At 74.2% G+C, this 17,890-nt stretch carries 12 protein-coding genes; 3 read left to right on the forward strand and 9 right to left on the reverse strand.

The window, feature by feature from the left end; translation table 11 throughout:
- Positions 1–21: 21 nt before the first annotated feature.
- Both ABUL08_RS17115 and ABUL08_RS17120 read left to right on the forward strand, forming a co-directional pair.
- Positions 22–1,197, forward strand: a complete 1,176-nt coding sequence (locus ABUL08_RS17115) for a PQQ-dependent sugar dehydrogenase (RefSeq protein ID WP_350930910.1) — start codon at positions 22–24, stop codon at positions 1,195–1,197.
- A gap of 99 nt (positions 1,198–1,296) precedes the next feature.
- On the forward strand, positions 1,297–2,913 hold the full coding sequence (locus ABUL08_RS17120) for a metallophosphoesterase (protein ID WP_350930911.1): 1,617 nt from the start codon (positions 1,297–1,299) through the stop codon (positions 2,911–2,913).
- A gap of 404 nt (positions 2,914–3,317) precedes the next feature.
- On the opposite strand, the gene ABUL08_RS17125 is transcribed toward ABUL08_RS17120, so the two are convergent.
- From ABUL08_RS17125 to ligA, 6 genes are all read right to left on the reverse strand, one after another.
- A complete protein-coding gene (locus ABUL08_RS17125) occupies positions 3,318–5,675 on the reverse strand; it encodes a transketolase-like TK C-terminal-containing protein (RefSeq protein ID WP_350930912.1) in 2,358 nt (785 codons plus the stop codon).
- 118 nt (positions 5,676–5,793) lie between these two features.
- Positions 5,794–7,293 carry an Asp-tRNA(Asn)/Glu-tRNA(Gln) amidotransferase subunit GatB gene (gatB, locus tag ABUL08_RS17130; protein WP_350930913.1) on the reverse strand — a complete coding sequence of 500 codons (1,500 nt, stop codon included), beginning with the start codon at positions 7,291–7,293 and terminating at the stop codon, positions 5,794–5,796.
- Positions 7,294–7,306: 13 nt separating this feature from the next.
- Positions 7,307–8,782 carry an Asp-tRNA(Asn)/Glu-tRNA(Gln) amidotransferase subunit GatA gene (gatA, locus tag ABUL08_RS17135; RefSeq protein WP_350930914.1) on the reverse strand — a complete coding sequence of 492 codons (1,476 nt, stop codon included), beginning with the start codon at positions 8,780–8,782 and terminating at the stop codon, positions 7,307–7,309.
- A 156-nt stretch (positions 8,783–8,938) separates the two neighbouring features.
- A complete protein-coding gene (gene gatC / locus ABUL08_RS17140; RefSeq protein ID WP_242797490.1) occupies positions 8,939–9,244 on the reverse strand; it encodes an Asp-tRNA(Asn)/Glu-tRNA(Gln) amidotransferase subunit GatC in 306 nt (101 codons plus the stop codon).
- Between the two features lie 151 nt (positions 9,245–9,395).
- Entirely contained in the window at positions 9,396–11,930 is a 2,535-nt protein-coding gene (locus tag ABUL08_RS17145; RefSeq protein ID WP_350930915.1) for a putative bifunctional diguanylate cyclase/phosphodiesterase, read from the reverse strand.
- A gap of 158 nt (positions 11,931–12,088) precedes the next feature.
- Positions 12,089–14,224 carry an NAD-dependent DNA ligase LigA gene (gene ligA / locus ABUL08_RS17150; protein WP_350930916.1) on the reverse strand — a complete coding sequence of 712 codons (2,136 nt, stop codon included), beginning with the start codon at positions 14,222–14,224 and terminating at the stop codon, positions 12,089–12,091.
- Positions 14,225–14,430: 206 nt separating this feature from the next.
- On the opposite strand from ligA, the gene ABUL08_RS17155 reads away from it, so the two are divergent.
- On the forward strand, positions 14,431–14,994 hold the full coding sequence (locus ABUL08_RS17155) for a type II toxin-antitoxin system PemK/MazF family toxin (protein WP_350930917.1): 564 nt from the start codon (positions 14,431–14,433) through the stop codon (positions 14,992–14,994).
- 19 nt (positions 14,995–15,013) lie between these two features.
- On the opposite strand, the gene ABUL08_RS17160 is transcribed toward ABUL08_RS17155, so the two are convergent.
- The 3 genes from ABUL08_RS17160 to ABUL08_RS17170 are packed head-to-tail and all read right to left on the reverse strand — an operon-like array spanning position 15,014 to position 17,467.
- The gene (locus tag ABUL08_RS17160; protein WP_350930918.1) at positions 15,014–16,027 is read right to left on the reverse strand and encodes an ADP-ribosylglycohydrolase family protein; all 1,014 of its coding nucleotides are present in this window, start codon (positions 16,025–16,027) and stop codon (positions 15,014–15,016) included.
- Positions 16,028–16,058: 31 nt separating this feature from the next.
- Positions 16,059–16,427, reverse strand: a complete 369-nt coding sequence (locus ABUL08_RS17165; protein WP_350930919.1) for a VOC family protein — start codon at positions 16,425–16,427, stop codon at positions 16,059–16,061.
- Between the two features lie 35 nt (positions 16,428–16,462).
- Positions 16,463–17,467 (reverse strand): methionine synthase, encoded by a 1,005-nt coding sequence (locus tag ABUL08_RS17170; protein ID WP_350930920.1) that lies wholly within the window; start codon positions 17,465–17,467, stop codon positions 16,463–16,465.
- Between the last annotated feature and the right edge of the window lie 423 nt (positions 17,468–17,890).

Here is a 17,890-nt window from a genome sequence, read left to right on the forward strand (position 1 = left end):
GTGCGGGCTAGGCTGTGCCGGGTGAGCGCCCGTCCCCCGTACCCTCGCACCAGCCGCCTCCGGGCGGCGCTCGCGGCGTCGTGCGCGGCGCTGCTGCTCGGCACCGCCGGTTGCGCCTTCGGCGAGCCGGCGCCGGACCCGGCCGGCGAGCCGCCGAACCTGCCCACCCCGTCGGCGACCGCCGGGCCGGGCGGCGCGGCCCCGCAGGTGGTGGCCACGGTGCTGGCCAAGGGGCTCCGGGTGCCGTGGGCGATCGCCTTCCTGCCCGACGGCGGCGCGCTGGTCACCGAGCGGGACAGCGGCCGGATCCTCCGGGTCGGCCCGGAGTCGGGCCCGGCGGGGCTCACCGTCACCGAGGTGCAGACCATCCCGGACGTGGCGGCCGGCGGCGAGGGCGGGCTGCTGGGCATCGCGGTCTCCCCCGGCTACCGGGACGACCGGACCGTCTTCGTCTACTACACGACCCGGCAGGACAACCGGGTCGCCCGGCTGGAGCTGGGCGGGCCACCCACCCCGATCCTCACCGGCATCCCGGCCGCCGCCAACCACGACGGCGGTGGGCTCGCCTTCGGCCCGGACGGCCAGCTCTACGTGAGCACGGGGGACGCCGGCCGGCAGGCGGCGGCCCAGGACCCGAAGAGCCTCGGCGGCAAGATCCTGCGGATCACCCGGGACGGGAAGCCGGCCCCCGGCAACCCGGTCGCCGGTTCGCCGGTCTGGTCGCTCGGACACCGCAACGTGCAGGGCATGGCCTGGGACACCGCCAAGCGGATGTACGCGGTGGAGTTCGGCCAGAACACCTGGGACGAGATCAACCAGATCACCCCCGGCGCCAACCACGGCTGGCCCCAGGTCGAGGGCCGCGCCGGTGACAAGCGCTACGTCGACCCGATCGTGCAGTGGCGGACGACGGAGGCCTCCTGCTCGGGCCTGGCGGCGGTGCAGCGCCTGCTGGTCACCGCCTGCCTGCGCGGTCAGCGGCTCTGGCTGGTCGAGCTGACCGACACCGGCACCGTGCTCGGTCAGCCCCGGGAACTGCTCACCGGCCGGTACGGTCGGCTGCGTGCGGCGGTGGCCGCCCCGGACGGCTCGATCTGGGTCACCACCTCCAACCGGGACGGCCGGGGGCAGCCGGTGCCCGAGGACGACCGGATCCTGCGGCTGGTCTTCGCGGGCGGTGGCGCGGGCCGCAGCTGAACGCCGGACCGGCCGGGTCGGCGGGGTCCGGGCCGGTCGAACGGGCCGCCTTCCGGCGGGTTTGCCAAGATCCTTCAACGGGCAGGTCAGAATCTCAGCATGGACGGTCAGGAGAACGAGCAGCCGGGCACCGGGGACACCCCGGTCACCGGGCGTACCCGGCGCTGGCCGCTGCGCGGGCGCACCGCCGGGCGGCCGGCGGTCCGCGGCCCGTTGCGGCGGCTCGGCGTGGTGCTGGCCATCCTGGCGGTCGCCCTCGCCGGGTCGGTGCTCGGCACGTACGGGGGCGGGCACGTCGGCACCGACATCGGACCGTTCCGGGCCCAGCTCAGCCTCACCCCCGCGGTGGGGGGCGGCACCACCGTCAACGTCCCGCCGCTGGGCGCGCTGCTGCTGGACAGCCACGACGGGCCCACCCACCTCACCGTGGAGCTCGGCTCGCTGGACCAGCGGCGTACCGAGGCCCTGATCGACGATCCGGCGAGCATCAGCCGGGCCAGCCAGTCGGCCGTGCAGGACGTCCGGGCCGGGGTGCTGCGCCTCGGGCTGCGTACCCTGGGCTGGGCGGTGCTGGCGACCCTGCTCCTGGCGGGGCTGGCGTTCCGCGACGTCCGGCGGACGGCCTGGGCCGGTGGGCTGTCCCTGGCGGTCACCGCCGGCAGTCTGGGCCTGGCCGCGGCGACCATCCGACCGCAGGCCATCGAGGAGCCCCGCTACGAGGGGTTGCTGGTCAACGCGCCGGCCATCGTCGGTGACGCCCGGCGGATCGCCAACGACTACACCAAGTACGCCGAGCAGCTCCAGCGGCTGGTCGGCAACGTCAGCCAGCTCTACACCACCGTCTCCGCGCTGCCGGTCTACGAGCCGGCGCCCGGCACCACCCGGGTGCTGCACGTCTCCGACATGCACCTCAACCCGACGGGGTGGCAGCTCATCCGGACGGTGGTGGAGCAGTTCGGCATCGACGTGGTGATCGACACCGGCGACATCACCGACTGGGGCAGCGAGCCCGAGGCGTCCTTCGTCGGCTCGATCGGCCTGCTCAAGAAGCCGTACGTCTACATCCGCGGCAACCACGACTCGGCGCGGACCGCGGCGGCGGTGGCCCAGCAGCCCAACGCGATCGTGCTGGACAACACCACCACCACGGTGGCCGGGCTGACCGTCGCCGGGATCGGCGACCCCCGGTTCACCCCCGACAAGGAGACCTCACCGGCCGGCAGCGGGCTCACCAAGGTGGTCGCCGACCAGGTGATCGGCGCGGGTGAGCAGCTCGCCACCACGGTCCGCAACTCGCCGCAGCCGGTGAACATCGCGCTGGTGCACGACCCGGCCTCGGCGGGCCCGCTCTCCGGGACCTGCCCGCTGGTGCTCGCCGGGCACACCCACGCGCGGCAGGTGTCGAAGCTGCCCCAGGTGCCCGACAAGCAGCCCACCCAGCTGATGGTGGAGGGCTCCACGGGTGGGGCGGGGCTGCGCGGGCTGGAGGGCGAGAAGCCGACCCCGCTCTCCATGACGGTGCTCTACTTCGACCAGCAGAAGCTGCTCCAGGCGTACGACGACATCACCGTGGGCGGGACCGGACAGGCGCAGGTGAACCTGGAACGGCACGTGATCCGGGAGCCGGCCAAGGGCGCCCAGGTCCCGGTGACGCCCACCCCGACCCGGGGCGGTCCGCAGGAGTCACCGACCGCCGGCCCGACGACGACCGGCTGACCGGCTGACCGGCTGACCAGGACGGCGGACGGGCGGCCCGAAGGCCGAGGCCGTCGCCGCTCGAAGACAGCTCTGACCACCTTGAGTGACAGACGCCCTGCGGTCGGAGGGCGGTTCGGTGCCTTTGCTCTGCAGCCACCGGCGCAGCATTGACGCTGGGTGAGCGCTGCGCGGATGGATGCAGAGCTGCGGAAACCTGAAATGCCAGCTCAACAGGGTGATGCGTATAGGGCTGCAGAGCAAAGGCTCGGGAATCCGGGGAGGCAAGCCGCAGATGCTGACCACTGTGGGTGAGCGGTTCGCCAATACCCAGCGTGACAACACTCCGCGACATCCGACCGGCTCCGGCCTGCCGACCGGCGGCGCGCCGTCCGCACGCCGCCGGTCGTGGGCCGGTGTCGGGGTCAGCGCAGGGAGAGGGCGGCCAGGGCGGCGTTGACGATGCTGCCGGGGAGCAGGTCGTGCAGCTCGTACAGCTCCTGGACGCTGCCGGACTGGCCGAACTCGTCCACCCCGAGCGGCACCGCCGGCGCACCGACGGCCGAGCCGAGCCAGGCCATCGCGTGCGAGGCGGCGTCGTGCACGGTCACCACCGGCACCCGGTCCGCGAAGGCCGACCGCAGCGCGCCGGGCACGCTCGGCACGGCCGCGGTCCGCACGCCCTGCCGCAGGGTGCGCTGCCAGGCCCGGTAGAGCCGGTCCAGGCTGGTCACGTCGACCACGTGGGCGGCGATGCCCTCCTCCGCCAGCTCCGCGGCGGCGGCGAGCACCTCCGGCAGCACCGCGCCGGAGGCGGCGAGCTGCACCACCGGGGCGTCGGCCAGTTCCGGGTACGCCCGGTGCGCGTCCACCAGCCGGTACGCCCCGGCGACCACCTGCCGGCGCAGCACCGCGTCGCCGAGCCGGGCCCGGGCCGCCTCGAAGGGGGCCTGGTCGACCGGCCGGGTGCTGAGCCGGAAGTAGTACGCCCCGTCCTCGGCCGGCGCGGCGGTGGCGGCCGGCGCCGCACCCTGCGCGATCTGGCCGAGCGCGTCGCAGAGCAGCCAGTCCAGCGCCCCGGCGTACGCGGGCTCGCAGAAGGTGACGCCGGGCAGTTCCAGGCCGACGGAGGCGGTGATGGTGGACTGGTGGGCACCGCCCTCCGGGGCCAGGGTGATGCCCGACGGGGTGCCGGCCACCACAAACCGCGAGCCCGAGTAGGTGCCGTAGAGGAAGGCGTCCAGGCCGCGCAGCACGAACGGGTCGTAGACCGTGCCGACCGGCAGCAGCGGCTGCCCCGACAGGTCCCACGACAGGCCGAGCTGGCCGAGCAGCAGGAACAGGTTCATCTCGGAGATGCCCAGCTCGATGTGCTGGCCCGACGGGCTCTCCGTCCAGCGCAGCATCCGGTCCTCGGTCCAGGAGCGCTGCTCGGTGGGGGCGAAGACGCCGGTCTTGTTGATGAACCCGGCGAGGTTGGTGGAGGTGGCCACGTCCGGCGCGGTCGTCACCAGGTAGGGCGCGACGGCCGGGTCCCGGGCCAGGTCCACCAGCACCCGACCGAAGACCTCCTGGGTGGAGATCGGCTTGTTGACGCGTACCTTCGTGGTCTCCGGGACGGTGACGCCGAGCGCGCGCTCGCGGGGCGCGCGGGCGAGCGCCTCCCGGCGCTCGCCGGCCCGGATCCCGGCCTCCGACGCCGGGTCGAGGCGGTCCCACTCGGTCTCGGCGGTCAACCCGTTGGCGGTACGCAGCGCGTCGACCTGCTCGGTGCTCAGCAGCGCCGAGTGGTTGCGCGGGTTGCCGGCGATCGGCAGGCCCCACCCCTTCACCGTGTACGCGAAGACCACGCTGGGCCGGTCGGTGACCGCGTCGCACTGGGCGTACGCGTCGAGCATCGCCGCCAGGTCGTGCCCGCCCAGGTCGGTGACCAGCGGACCCAGCTCGTCGTCGGGGGTGTCCGCGATCAGCTCGGCGATGCCCGCCGGTGCGCCGTCGAGGAACTGCTTGCGCAGGGCCGGCCCGGCCAGCCCGAAGAGCGACTGGTACTGCTCGTTCGGCATCCGGTCGATCCAGTCGCGCAGCGCCTCGCCGCCCGGCCGGGCGTACGCCTCGGCGAGCTTGCGGCCGTACTTGACCTCCACGACGTGCCAGCCGGCGGCCTCGAACTGGCCGCGCCACTGGTTGATCCGGATGCCCGGCACCACCCGGTCCAGGGACTGGCGGTTGAAGTCGACCAGCCACATCACGTTGCCCAGGCCGGTGGTGGCCGGGTCGGCGACGGCCTCCCAGATGTTCCCCTCGTCCAGCTCCGCGTCGCCGATCAGCGCCACGAAGCGGGAGTGCGGGCGCTCGCCGAAGTGCGCGTCGACGTACCGCCGGGTCACCGCGGCGAAGAGCGGCGCCGCCGCGCCCAGGCCGACCGAGCCGGTGGAGAAGTCCACCTCGTCGGGGTCCTTGGTCCGCGACGGGTACGACTGGAGCCCACCGCGCGCCCGCAGCCTGGGCAGGTACGACCGGTCCAGGTTGCCCAGCAGGTACTGGATCGCGTGGAACACCGGCGAGGCGTGCGGCTTCACCGCGACCCGGTCCTCGGCGTCCAGGTGGGCGAACCAGAGCGCCGTCATCGCCGTGACCAGGGAGGCGCTGGACGCCTGGTGGCCGCCCACCTTCACCCCGTCGCCGGCGCTGCGGTCGTGGTTGGCCGCGTCCACGATCCGGGTGGCGAGCCAGAGCACCCGCCGCTGGATCTCGTCGAGGACGTCGAGGTCGTGCTGGTTCACGGTGACTCCATCCGGGCGTCGCCGTTGACGCCCTCGCGAGGGGGTGGCGCGGGTCGCGCGCGTACTCGAAAGGCCGAAGGCCGCCGCCGGGTCACGACGGCGGCCTCACGGGTGGGGCTCAGCCCTGCGCGCCGAGGCGCTCCAGGATCAGGTCGCGGACGGTCTTGGCGTCGGCCTGGCCGCGGGTGGTCTTCATGACCGCGCCGACCAGCGCGCCGGCCGCCGCGACCTTGCCGCTGCGGATCTTGTCGGCGATGCCCGGGTTGGCGGCGATCGCCTCGTCCACGGCGGCGGTGAGCGCACCGGTGTCGGAGACCACCTCCAGGCCCCGGTTGGTCATGATCTCGGTCGGCGAGCCCTCGCCGGCCACCACGCCCTCCAGCACGGTACGGGCCAGCTTGTCGTTGAGCTTGCCGGCGTCGACCAGGCCCTGGAGCTCGGCGACCTGCTCCGGGGTGGCGCCGACGTCGGCCAGCTCCACGCCGGTCTCGTTGGCGCGGCGGGACAGCTCACCCAGCCACCACTTGCGGGCGGCGGCCGGGATGGTGCCCGCCGCCACGGTCCGCTCGATCAGCTCGACCGCGCCCGCGTTGAGCACCGACTGCATGTCCAGGTCGGAGAGGCCCCACTGCTCCTGCAACCGGCGGCGGTGCAGCCGGGGCAGCTCCGGCAGGGCGGCCTTCAGCTCGGCCACCCAGGCGGTGTCCGGGGCGAGCGGCACCAGGTCCGGCTCCGGGAAGTACCGGTAGTCGGTGGCGGTCTCCTTGGACCGGCCCGACGTGGTGTCGCCGGTGTCCTCGTGGAAGTGCCGGGTCTCCTGCACGATCCGGCCACCGGCGTCGAGCACCGACGCCTGACGCAGGATCTCCGAGCGGACCGCCCGCTCCACCGAACGCAGCGAGTTGACGTTCTTGGTCTCGGTACGGGTGCCCCACTCCTCGCCCGGCAAGTTCAGCGAGGTGTTGACGTCGCAGCGCAGCGAGCCCTCCTCCATCCGGACGTCGGAGACGCCCAGCGAGCGGAGCACGTCCCGCAGCTCGGTCACGTACGCCTTCGCCACCTCCGGCGCCAGCGCGCCGGTGCCGGGGACCGGCTTGGTGACGATCTCGACCAGCGGGATGCCGGCCCGGTTGTAGTCCACCAGCGACTCGGTCGCGCCGTGGATCCGGCCGGTGGCGCCACCGACGTGCAGCGTCTTGCCGGTGTCCTCCTCCAGGTGCACCCGCTCGATGCCGATCCGCACCAGCTCGCCGTTCACCTCGACGTCCAGGTAGCCGTCGAAGCAGAGCGGCTCGTCGTACTGGCTGATCTGGAAGTCCTTCGGCATGTCCGGATAGAAGTAGTTCTTCCGGGCGAACCGGCACCACTGCGCGATCGAGCAGTTCAGCGCGAGACCGATCCGGATGGTCGCCTCGATGGCAGCCTTGTTGGCCACCGGCAGCGACCCGGGCAGGCCCAGGCAGACCGGGCAGACCCGGGTGTTCGGCTCGCCGCCGAAGTCGGTCGGGCAGCCGCAGAACATCTTGGTGTTCGTGCCCAGCTCGACGTGGGTCTCCAGGCCGATCACCGGTTCGTAGCGCGCGACGACCTCGTCGTACGCGGGCAGTGTCGTGGTCATCTGAGCTCCTGCCTCACAGCGCCGGTGGGGTGAACGTGCCGACCACGGACTCCAACGCGGCGGCGACCCGGTACATCCGGTCGTCCGCCATCGTCGGCGCCATCACCTGAAGGCCGACGGGGAGGCCCTCGGAGAGCCCGCAGGGCACCGAGATCGCCGGTCCGCCGTACAGGTTGGTCGGGATGGTGAACAGGTCGGCCAGGTACATCTGGTAGGGGTCCGAGGTGCGCGCCCCGAGCGGGAACGCCACGAACGGGGTGGTCGGCGAGATCAGCGCGTCCACCTGCTCGAACGCCGTGGTGAAGTCCCGGGTGATCAGCGTACGGACCTTCTGCGCCTGACCGTAGTAGGCGTCGTAGTAGCCCGACGAGAGCGCGTACGTGCCGAGCATGATCCGCCGCTTGACCTCGGGGCCGAAGCCGGCCTCCCGGGTCAGCGACATGACCTCCTCCAGCGACCGGTTCCCGTCGTCGCCGACCCGCAGGCCGAACCGGACGCCGTCGAACCGGGCCAGGTTGGAGGAGCACTCGCTCGGCGCGATCAGGTAGTAGGCCGGCAGCGCGTACTTGAAGTGCGGGCAGGACACCTCGACGACCTCGGCGCCCAGCTTGGTCAGGGTGTCGACGGACTCCCGGAACGCGGCCATCACACCCGGCTCGGCGCCCTCGCCGGTGAACTCGGAGACGATGCCGAGCTTCACGCCGGTCAGGTCGCCGCTCGCGCCGAGGCGCGCCGCGGCCACCACGTCCGGCACCGGCTGCGGGATCGAGGTGGAGTCGCGCGGGTCGTGGCCGCCGATCACCTGGTGCAGCAGGGCGGCGTCGAGCACCGTACGGGCACACGGGCCGGGGGTGTCCAGCGACGAGGAGAACGCCACCAGGCCGTACCGGGAGGTGCCGCCGTAGGTGGGCTTCGCGCCGACGGTGCCGGTGACCGCGCCGGGCTGGCGGATCGAGCCGCCGGTGTCCGAGCCGATCGACAGCGGCGCCTCGTACGCGGCCAGGGCCGCCGCGCTGCCACCACCGGAGCCGCCGGGGATCCGGTCGGTGTCCCACGGGTTCCGGGTCGGGCCGTACGCGGAGTATTCGGTGGAGGAGCCCATCGCGAACTCGTCCATGTTGGTCTTGCCGAGCATCACCGTGCCGGCCTCGCGCAGCCGGGACACGATCGTCGCGTCGTACGGCGGGCGCCAGCCCTCCAGGATCTTCGACCCGACGGTGGTCGGTACGCCCTTCGTGGTCAGCACGTCCTTGACCGCGACCGGCACACCCGCGAGCGGGCCCAGCTCCTCGCCGGCGGCCCGGCGCTCGTCCACCGCGCGGGCGGCCGCGAGGGCGCCCTCGGTGTCCACGTGCAGGAAGGCGTGCACCCGCTCGTCGACGGCGGCGATCCGGTCCAGGTGCGCCTGCGTCACCTCGACCGCGCTCGTCTCACCGCTGCTCACCAGACCGGCGATCTCGGCGGCGGTCAGCTTGATCAGGTCACTCATGCCGGCACTCCGCTTCGCTCCGTGCCGCCATGAGGCACCAACAGGCTGAGTTCGATGATTCGCTCGCTGCGCTCGCTCATGCCGGCACTCCGCTTCGCTCCGTGCCGCCATGAGGCACCAACAGGCTGAGTTCGATGATTCGCTCGCTGCGCTCGCTCATGAGGCCACATCCTCGTCCAGGATCCGCGGGACGCGGAACCGCTGCTGGTCGGCGTCGGGCGCACCGGACAGCGCCTCCTGCGGGGTCAGGCCCGGCACCACGACGTCGTCCCGCAGGACGTTCGTCAGCGGCACGGAGTGCGAGGTCGGCGGGATGTCCGCCGCGGCGACCTCACCGACCTGGGCGACCGACTGGAGGATCACGTCGAGCTGGCCGGCGAAGGTGTCCAACTCCTCCTCCGTGACGGCGAGCCGCGACAGTCGCGCCAGGTGCGCGACCTCCTCGCGGGAGATGGCGGCCATCGGGTGCCCCCTTCGTGGCTGTCCTGCGTCTGCGTGTGCCGGCCGCGCCGTCCGAGTGATGACGCGCGGTGACCGGAGCGAGTCTATTGTCCTGCGGTCGTCCCCATCGCTCCGACTCCCCCTCCGCCGCCGACACCGACCGGCGTCGCGGTCACCGGCCGGGGCGGCGCGGGACCTGCACGCCCGGTCCGCCCGGCCGCACCGGCCGGTAGCGGGCCAGCCAGGCGACCAGCTCGTCGGCGGGCATGGGGCGGGCGTGGAACCAGCCCTGCGCCACGTCGCAGCCGGCCGCGTGGAGCAGCCGCCAGGTCCGCTCGTCCTCCACGCCCTCGGCGACCACCCGCAGCCCGAGCGCCCCGGCCAACTCGATCATCGACCGGACGATCGCCGCGTCGTCCGGGTCGTCGGCCATCCCCAGCACGAACGACCGGTCCACCTTCATCTCCGACAGCGGCAGCCGGCGCAGGTGCTGCAACGACGAGTAGCCGGTGCCGAAGTCGTCCAACGCGATGCCGACGCCGATCCGGTGCAGCTGGGAGATGGTCGCCAGCACCCGGCGGGGGTCGGCCATCAACGCCCCCTCGGTGATCTCCACCTGGAGCCGCTCGGGACGGACGCCGGACCGGGAGAGGCGGTCGGCGATCTGGTCGGCGACCTCACCGGTGTGCAGGTCACGGACGCTGACGTTGAGCGCGGCCCGCAGGGTGATCCCGGCCGCCGACCACGCGGCGAGCTGGTCGATCACGTCGTCCACCACCCGCCGGGTGAGCAGCCGCATCACCGCGCTCTGCTCGGCGACCTGGATCAGTTCCCCCGGGTCGACCATCCCCCGCCGGGGGTGCCGCCAGCGCAGCAGGGCCTCCACGCCGACGACCTCGCCGGTGGCGATGGCGATCTGCGGCTGGTAGTACATGGTGATCTCGCCCGGGTCGTCGCCGCCGTCCCGGGCCGGGCCACCGACACCGTCGACCGGGACGGCCGGGCTGCCGGCACCCGGCTGACCGGCCGGGCCGGTGCCCGGGGCGGGCGGCGGGGCGGTGGTTCCGGCCCACGCCGACGCGTCCTGACCCCCCGACAGGTCGGCGGGGTGGACGCCGTTGGTGACCGCCCGGCCGGCGCGGCGGCGGATCGGGTCGGCCCCGGTGACGATCCGGTTGATCAGCTCGTCGTCGTGCCGCAGCTCCACCCGGTCCCGTCGGCGGCGCCACCGCCACCGGCCGGGCGCGTCACCGGCGGCACCGAGGTCGTCGACGGGCACCACCACCCCGTGGTCGACGGCGGCGGCACCGTCGGCCAGCCCGCCCGTCGGCGTCAGGGCCGCGCCGTCCCCACCCCGCCGCCCGGCCGGTCGGCCCGAGGCGTCACCGGCGCGGTCGACCGGCCCCGCTTCGAGTACGCGCCGCAGGTCGGCCAGGAGACTCAACCGCTCGGCCGAATTGTGGTCCGACTCGGCGGCGTACACGGCGACGGTGTCGTTGCGGTGCTTGGCGTCGTACATCGCCACGTCGGCGTGGCGCATCAGGGTGGCGAAGTCCTCGCCGTGCTCGGGATAGAGCGCGATGCCGATCGAGCCGCCCACGTCCAGCGGCAGCCCGTCCAGGCAGACCGGCTCGGCGAGCGCGGCGACCACCCGCCCGGCCACCTCCCGGGCCTGCTCGGTGCCGGTCAGCCGGGGCACCAGGATGGCGAACTCGTCGCCGCCCAGCCGGGCGACCAGGTCACCGCCCCCGGCCGCCTCGCTGAGCCGGGCGCTCACCTCCACCAGCAGCCGGTCCCCCACCGCGTGCCCGAGGGCGTCGTTGACGTGCTTGAACCGGTCCAGGTCGAGCAGCAGCAGCGCCAGGTGACCGTCCGGCTCGCCGCGGGCGCCCCGCTCGGCGTGCAGGTGCACCTGCTCGGCCACCTCGGCCAGCAGCGCCTTGCGGTTGGGCAGCCCGGTGAGCGGGTCCAGCGCGGCGAGCTGCTCGTGCTCGGTGGAGAGCCGGGCCATCCGGTAGACGGCGAAGAGCGGCACCAGCACCAGCGGGATCAGGGCGGCGCTGGCCCGGGCGGCGGCCACCAGCACCGGGGCGAGCAGCAGCAGCGAACCGGTGGAGAGCAGCTCGTAGACCAGCCCGTGACGCAGGCTCGGCCACCAGCGGTCGCCGAAGCGCAGTCGGACGGCCGTGGTCACCAGCCCGTAGTTGACCGCGAACCAGGCGGCGGTCGCGCCGCCGACCGCCGCCACGTCCGTCCAGTGCAGCCGGCCACCGTCGTGGAGGCCGCCCGGGCCGAGCCGGGTGAAGACGTACGCGGCGCCGAGCGCGCAGGCGTACTGGGCGGCGTTGAAGCCGGTGCGCCACGGGGCGTATCCCATCCGCCAGCCGGACACCGCCACCGCCACCGCCTGCACCGCCACGGCCGGGCCGAGGCCCCAGCCGAGCAGGATGGCGAAGGTGAAGCAGGTCGACGGGAAGACCGCGGAGGTCTGCCGCCGGCCGGGCGGGACGAACGGGCGCGCGTCGCAGGCCACGGCGAGCGCCGCCATGGTCCAGAACGCGGCCGGCAGCTCGGGCAGCCGGGCGGGCAGCCCGGCCAGCGGCCCGACCGAGACACCGACGGCCAGTACGGCGACGGCCGCGATGAAGCCGAAGAAGGGCGCCACCCGTCCGGGTGGGACGGAGTTTCGCGGATCGGCGGCCTCCATCGCACCTCCCGGGACGGCCCTGGCGTGCACCGGTGACACGCCGTGCACCAATGAAACGCCCTCGGTGCCGGTTTCCCCGACACGACAGTCACGAATCGGTCGTAGTCGTAATTAAGTTGGTATACGCCGTCACGCCCGCCCGGGAGCCACACCGCGGGTCAGCCCTCGACGCGGGCCACCTCGCGGGCCGCGTCCGGGCCGGACTCCAGCAGCACCCGGAACCCGTCCTCGTCGAGCACCGGCACCTTGAGGGTGGCCGCCTTGTCGGCCTTGGAGCCGGGGTTCTCCCCCACCACCACGAAGCTGGTCTTCTTGGAGACGGAACCGCTGACCTTGCCGCCCTGCCCCTGGATCGCCTCGGACGCCTGGTCGCGGCTGAACCCGGCCAGCGTCCCGGTCACCACCAGGGTCAGCCCCTCCAGCGGACGCGGCCCCTCGTCGACCGCCTCCTCCGCCATCCGTACGCCCGCCTCGGCCCACTTGCGCACCACCTCGCGGTGCCAGTCGACGGCGAACCACTCCTTGATGCTCGCGGCGATCGTCGGGCCGACACCGTCCACGGAGGAGAGTTCCTCCTCGCCGGCCGCGTCGATCGCCTCGATCGAACGGAAGTGCCGGGCGAGAGCCTGCGCCGCGGTCGGCCCGACGTGCCGGATGGAGAGCGCGACGATGACCCGCCACAGGTCGCGTTCCTTCGCCACGGCCAGGCTCTCCAGCAGCTTGGTGGCGTTGCTGCCGAGGGTGCCGTCCTTGTTGACGAAGAACGGCGCGGCGGTGAGCTGGTCGGCGTCGAGCTGGAACAGGTCGCCCTCGTTCGTGATGATCTGCGCGTCCAGCAGCGCCGCGGCGCCCTTCTCGCCGAGCACCTCGATGTCGAGCACCTTGCGGCTCGCCAGGTGGTAGACCCGTTCGCGGATCTGCCCGGGGCAGCCGCGCGCGTTGGGGCAGCGGATGTCGATGTCGCCCTCCTTGGCCGGCGCGAGCGGGGTGCCGCAGGCCGGGCAGGTGGTGGGCATGACGAACGGCCGGGCGTCGGCGGGGCGCAGGTCGACCACCGGACCGAGCACCTCGGGGATCACGTCGCCGGCCTTGCGCAGCACCACCGTGTCGCCGATCAGCACCCCCTTGCGCTCGACCTCGCGGGCGTTGTGCAGGGTGGCGAGGGCGACCGTGGACCCGGCCACCCGGACCGGCTCCAGCACCGCGAACGGGGTGACCCGGCCGGTCCGCCCGACGTTGACGTCGATGTCGAGCAGCCGGGTGGTCACCTCCTCGGGCGGATATTTGAAGGCGATCGCCCAGCGCGGGGCGCGGCTGGTCGAGCCGAGGCGGCCCTGGATGGAGACCGGGTCGACCTTGACCACCACACCGTCGATCTCGTGCTCGACGTCGTGCCGGTGCTTGCCGTAGTAGGCGATGTATTCCGCGACGCCGGCCAGGTCGGGCACCACCCGGACCCGGTCGCTGGTCGGCAGCCCCCACGCCTTGAGCGCCGCGTACGACTCGGACTGCGCCGCCGGCTGGAAGCCCTTGCGGGCACCGATGCCGTGCACCACCAGGCGCAGTGGCCGGGACGCGGTGATCCGCGGGTCCTTCTGCCGGAGGCTCCCCGCGGCGGCGTTGCGCGGGTTGGCGAACGGGGCCTTGCCCTGCTCGACCAGGCTGGCGTTGAGGTCGGCGAAGCCGGCGACCGGGAAGTAGATCTCGCCCCGGACCTCCAGCAGCTCGGGCAGGTCGGGGAAGTCGGCCGACGGGGTCAACCGGGCCGGGACGTCGCGGATGCTGCGGACGTTGGCGGTGACGTCCTCACCGGTGCGCCCGTCGCCCCGGGTGGCCGCCCGGACCAGCCGACCCTTCTCGTACGTCAGGTTGATGGCCAGGCCGTCGACCTTCAGCTCGCACAGGTAGGGCACCGGACCGCCGGCGTCCCGCTCGACCCGCTCGGCCCAGGCGGCCAGCTCCTCGTCGGCGAAGGCGTTGTCGAGCGACAGCATCCGCTCGGCGTGCGCGACCGGGGTGAAGTCGGTGGAGAAGGTGCCGCCGACCCGCTGCGTCGGCGAGTCGGGGGTGCGCAGCGCGGGGAACTCCGCCTCCAGCGCGGCCAGCTCACGCAGCTGCGTGTCGAACTCGGCGTCGGAGACGGTCGGCGCGTCGAGGACGTAGTAGCGGTACTGGTGTTCGGTGAGCTCCTGGCTCAGCGTGGCGTGCCGCTCCCGCGCCTCCGGGGTCGGCTCGGCACCCGCCGCCGCCTCCTGCGCGGGGCTGACCTGCTGGGGAACCGCTTCTTCGGACACCCTGCCGCCTTCGGACACCGCTGTCGACCTCCCGTGATCGTGCTACCCCCGCACCGTAGCGGTCGGGTGGGACAGCCGTCCGGGCACCCGCCTTGAGCAGGCACGCCGGGTGCCCGCCGCGCCACCGGGCGGACCGGCCGGGGCCGTGCGACGATCGCCGCACGGCGGCGACAGGTGCCCGCCACGGGCGAGAGGCAGGGGTACGGATGCCGGACTGGGTGCTCTGGGCGGTGGCGGTGGTGGCCGCCGTCGCGGCCGGCTGGCTGTGGAGCGAGTGGCGCCGCCGGGTGGCCGACCGTCGCTCCGGATCCCGCGACGGCACCCGCGATCGGGGCCCGGGAACCCGCCCCGGTCGCGGCGGCACCCGCCCGGGACGCTCCGGCACCCGCCCCGGCGGGCGGAGCACCACCGCCCCGCCCCGCCCCCGCGGGGCGGACCGACGGCCGGCCGGCACACCGCAACCCGGCGAGATCTGGTGGGCCGACGTGCCGTACGCCGACGGCACCGGCTCGAAGGTGCGCCCCTGCCTGGTGCTGCGCGCCGACGACCGGGGCGCGGAGGTCCTGAAGATCACCAGCCAGGACAAGTCCGACCGGGACGACCACGTCCGGATCCCCACCCGGAGCTGGGACGCCGACGCCGACCACGACAGCTTCCTCGACGTCAGCGAGCCGATCCACGTCGCCGCGGCTGCCTTCGCCGACCGCGCCGGCACCTGCGACCCCACCCTCTGGCGTCAGCTCCGCAAGCTCCCCCACCTGGCCGGCTGAGCGCCCTCGCGGGGGCGGGTCAGTCGGCCGCCCCCGCGAGGGCGGTGAGCTGGTCGGCGTACTCGATGCGGGCGGCCCATCCGGCGGGCCAGGCGGCCATGCCGTGGGCCGCGCCGACGAAGGCGCCCGCGAGCGCGGCGATGGAGTCGGAGTCGCCGGCGGTGGTGGCGCCCCGGGCCAGCGCCCCGACCGGGTCGTCGGGGTGCCGCAGTACGCAGAGCAGCGCCGTCGCCAGCGCCTCCTCGGCGATCCACCCCTCCCCGGTGTGCCGGCACGGGTCACCGCCGTCGTCGCCACGGTGAAGCGCGGCGTCGAGCCGGCCGAGGGCGTGCAGGCACTCGTCCCAGCCCCGGGCGATGAACTCCGCCGGCGTCGACACCCCCGGACGCTGCCAGAGGTCACCGAGCCAGTCGCCCCGGTAGACCCCGCGCTGCTCGTGGGCCCGGGCCGTGAGCAGGCCGGGCAGCTCCGCCGGTGCCGCGCCGTCGCGCAGCAGCCGGACGGCGTACGCGGTCAGCTCGCTGGCCGCCAGGCCGGTCGGGTGACCGTGGGTCAGCCCGGCCTGGAGCTGCGCCAACCCGGCCAGGGTGTCCAGGTCGACGTCGAGCAGCCCGACCGGGGTGACCCGCATGTTCGCGCCGCAGCCCTTCGAGCCGGCCACGGTGGCCGCCTGCCACCGGGTGCCCAGCGCCAGCTCGGCGCAGGCCCGCAGGCAGGTCATGCCGGGTGCGCGGTTGTTGTCCGGGCTGACCGACCAGGCGACGAAGCGCTGCCGCAGCAACGGCTCGACCGCCTCCGGCGAGTACGCGGGCGCGTCGTGCAGCGCCCACGCCACGGCGAGGGCCATCTGGGTGTCGTCGGTGACCAGGGCCGGGTCGCCGACCAGTTCCCGGGGACCGGTCGGGCCGTACCGACGGACGATCTCGGCGACGGTGAGGAACTCGGTGGGCTTGCCCAGGGCGTCACCGTAGGCGAGGCCGAAGAGCGAGCCGGCGGCGCGGCGCGGCGGAGAGTCGATCACGGTGGCGATCATGCACCCTGCCGGCAAGCGCTGTCCGCCCTGGTCAGTCCCAGCAGAGGCAGAACGGGTGGCCGGACGGGTCGGCGTAGACCCGCCAGCCCTCGCCCTGGCCGGGCAGTCGCCGGGCACCCAGGGCCAGCGCCGCCCGCTCCGCGGTCTCGATGTCGTCGACGGTGACGTCGAGGTGGAACTGCTGCGGCCGCTCCGGATCGGGCCAGGCCGGGGGTCGCAGGTCCGGCGCCTTCTGGAACGCGATCCGCGGTTGGTGCCCGGGCGGCCCGCCGAGCACCACCCAGTCGTCGCCGTCGGACTCGCTCTCGGCCACCGGCAGGCCCAGCAGCTCGGCGTAGAAGCCGGCCAGGGCGCGCGGGTCCGGGCAGTCGATCACCACTGAACGCAGCTGTCCCACCATGGCTACACCGTGCCCCACGGGTACGACGGAAAACGTCACTCCTCGACGAGTCGCCGACCGGCGTCGCGACAGGCGGCCAGCACCGCGCGGGCGTACGCCGGGGTGGCGCCGGCCAGACCGCAGGCCGGGGTGACCACCACCTGCTCGGCGAGGCGGCGGCGGGGGAAGCCGAGGCGGTCCCAGAGGGTGCGTACCCGGTCGGCGACCTGGGCCGAGGTCGGGGCGCGACCGCTCGACGGCGGCAGCGCCGGCGCGGCGCCGGCCAGCAGCCCGAACCCGGCGTCGACGGCCTCGCCCAGCGGGTCCAGGTCGGTGATCAGGCCGAGGTCCAGCGCGACACCGACCGCCCCGGCCGAGCGGATCAGCTCCAGCGGCACGTCGGGGGCGCAGCAGTGCACCAGGGTCGGCACCCCGGCGGCGTCGATCACGGTTCGCAGCAGCGCGCGGGCCACCTCGGGCTCCACCGGCCGGTGGGTGCCGAAGCCGCTCTCGGTGGGCACCCGGCCGGCCAGCACCGCCGGCAGGGACGGCTCGTCGAGCTGGAGCAGCACGGACGCCCCGGGCAGCCGCCGGGACACCGCCGCGACGTGGCCGCGCAGCCCCTCGGCCAGCGAGCCGGTGAGGTCCCGGACCGCGCCGGGGTCGCGCAGCAGCCGGCCACCGATCGGCAGCTCCAGCGAGGCGGCGAGGGTGAACGGGCCGGCCGCCTGGACCTTGACCGGCCCGGTGTACCCCTCGGCCTGCTCGGCGAGCTGGTCCAGGTCGCGCTCCATCAGGTCACGGGCCCGGCGCAGGTCCCGCCCCGGGCGCGGGGCGATCCGCCAGCGGGCCGCGTACAGCTCGACCGGCAGTTCGACCAGCAGGCCGCCGGTGCGCCCGATCAGGTCCGCGCCCGGGCCACGGTCGGGCAGTTCGGGCAGGTGCGGCAGGGCGGGCAGCTCACCGAGCACCACCCGCTGCGCCTCGGCGATGTCGGTGCCGGGAAGCGAACCGACACCGGTCGCCGCCCCGGCCGGCCATGGCCACGCCTGTTCAGTCACGGCCGAAGACTATCCGCCGCGCCACGCCCGCTCGCCCGGACGCCCCGCCCGGCGGACCCGGTCGGTCCGCCACGCCCGACCGACCGGCCCGGCCGCCGGCCGCACCCGACCGCCCCATGAGCCCGAGCGCCGGTCGCGCCCGGCCGCCATGCCCGCCCCACCAGCCCGAGCGCCGGTCGCGCCCGGCCGTCATCCCCGGCCACTACGTACAGGCTGGTCGACCGAGGCGACAGGTCTGCCCGGCAGGCCCGGCCGCTTCGGGCAGCATGGTCACGGCACGCTACGAACTTGATTACACAAATGGATCGGTGACGCCTCACGACGACTCCGCAGGGCGGCACCACCGTTGGTCGGGGCGAGGTCGGGCAGCGCGCCCAGAGGTTCTCTCCGTCCACCTCGACGGTGATTCATTCATGTAATCAA

Source organism: Micromonospora sp. CCTCC AA 2012012 (genome assembly GCF_040499845.1).
Taxonomy (GTDB): Bacteria; Actinomycetota; Actinomycetes; order Mycobacteriales; family Micromonosporaceae; genus Micromonospora; species Micromonospora mangrovi.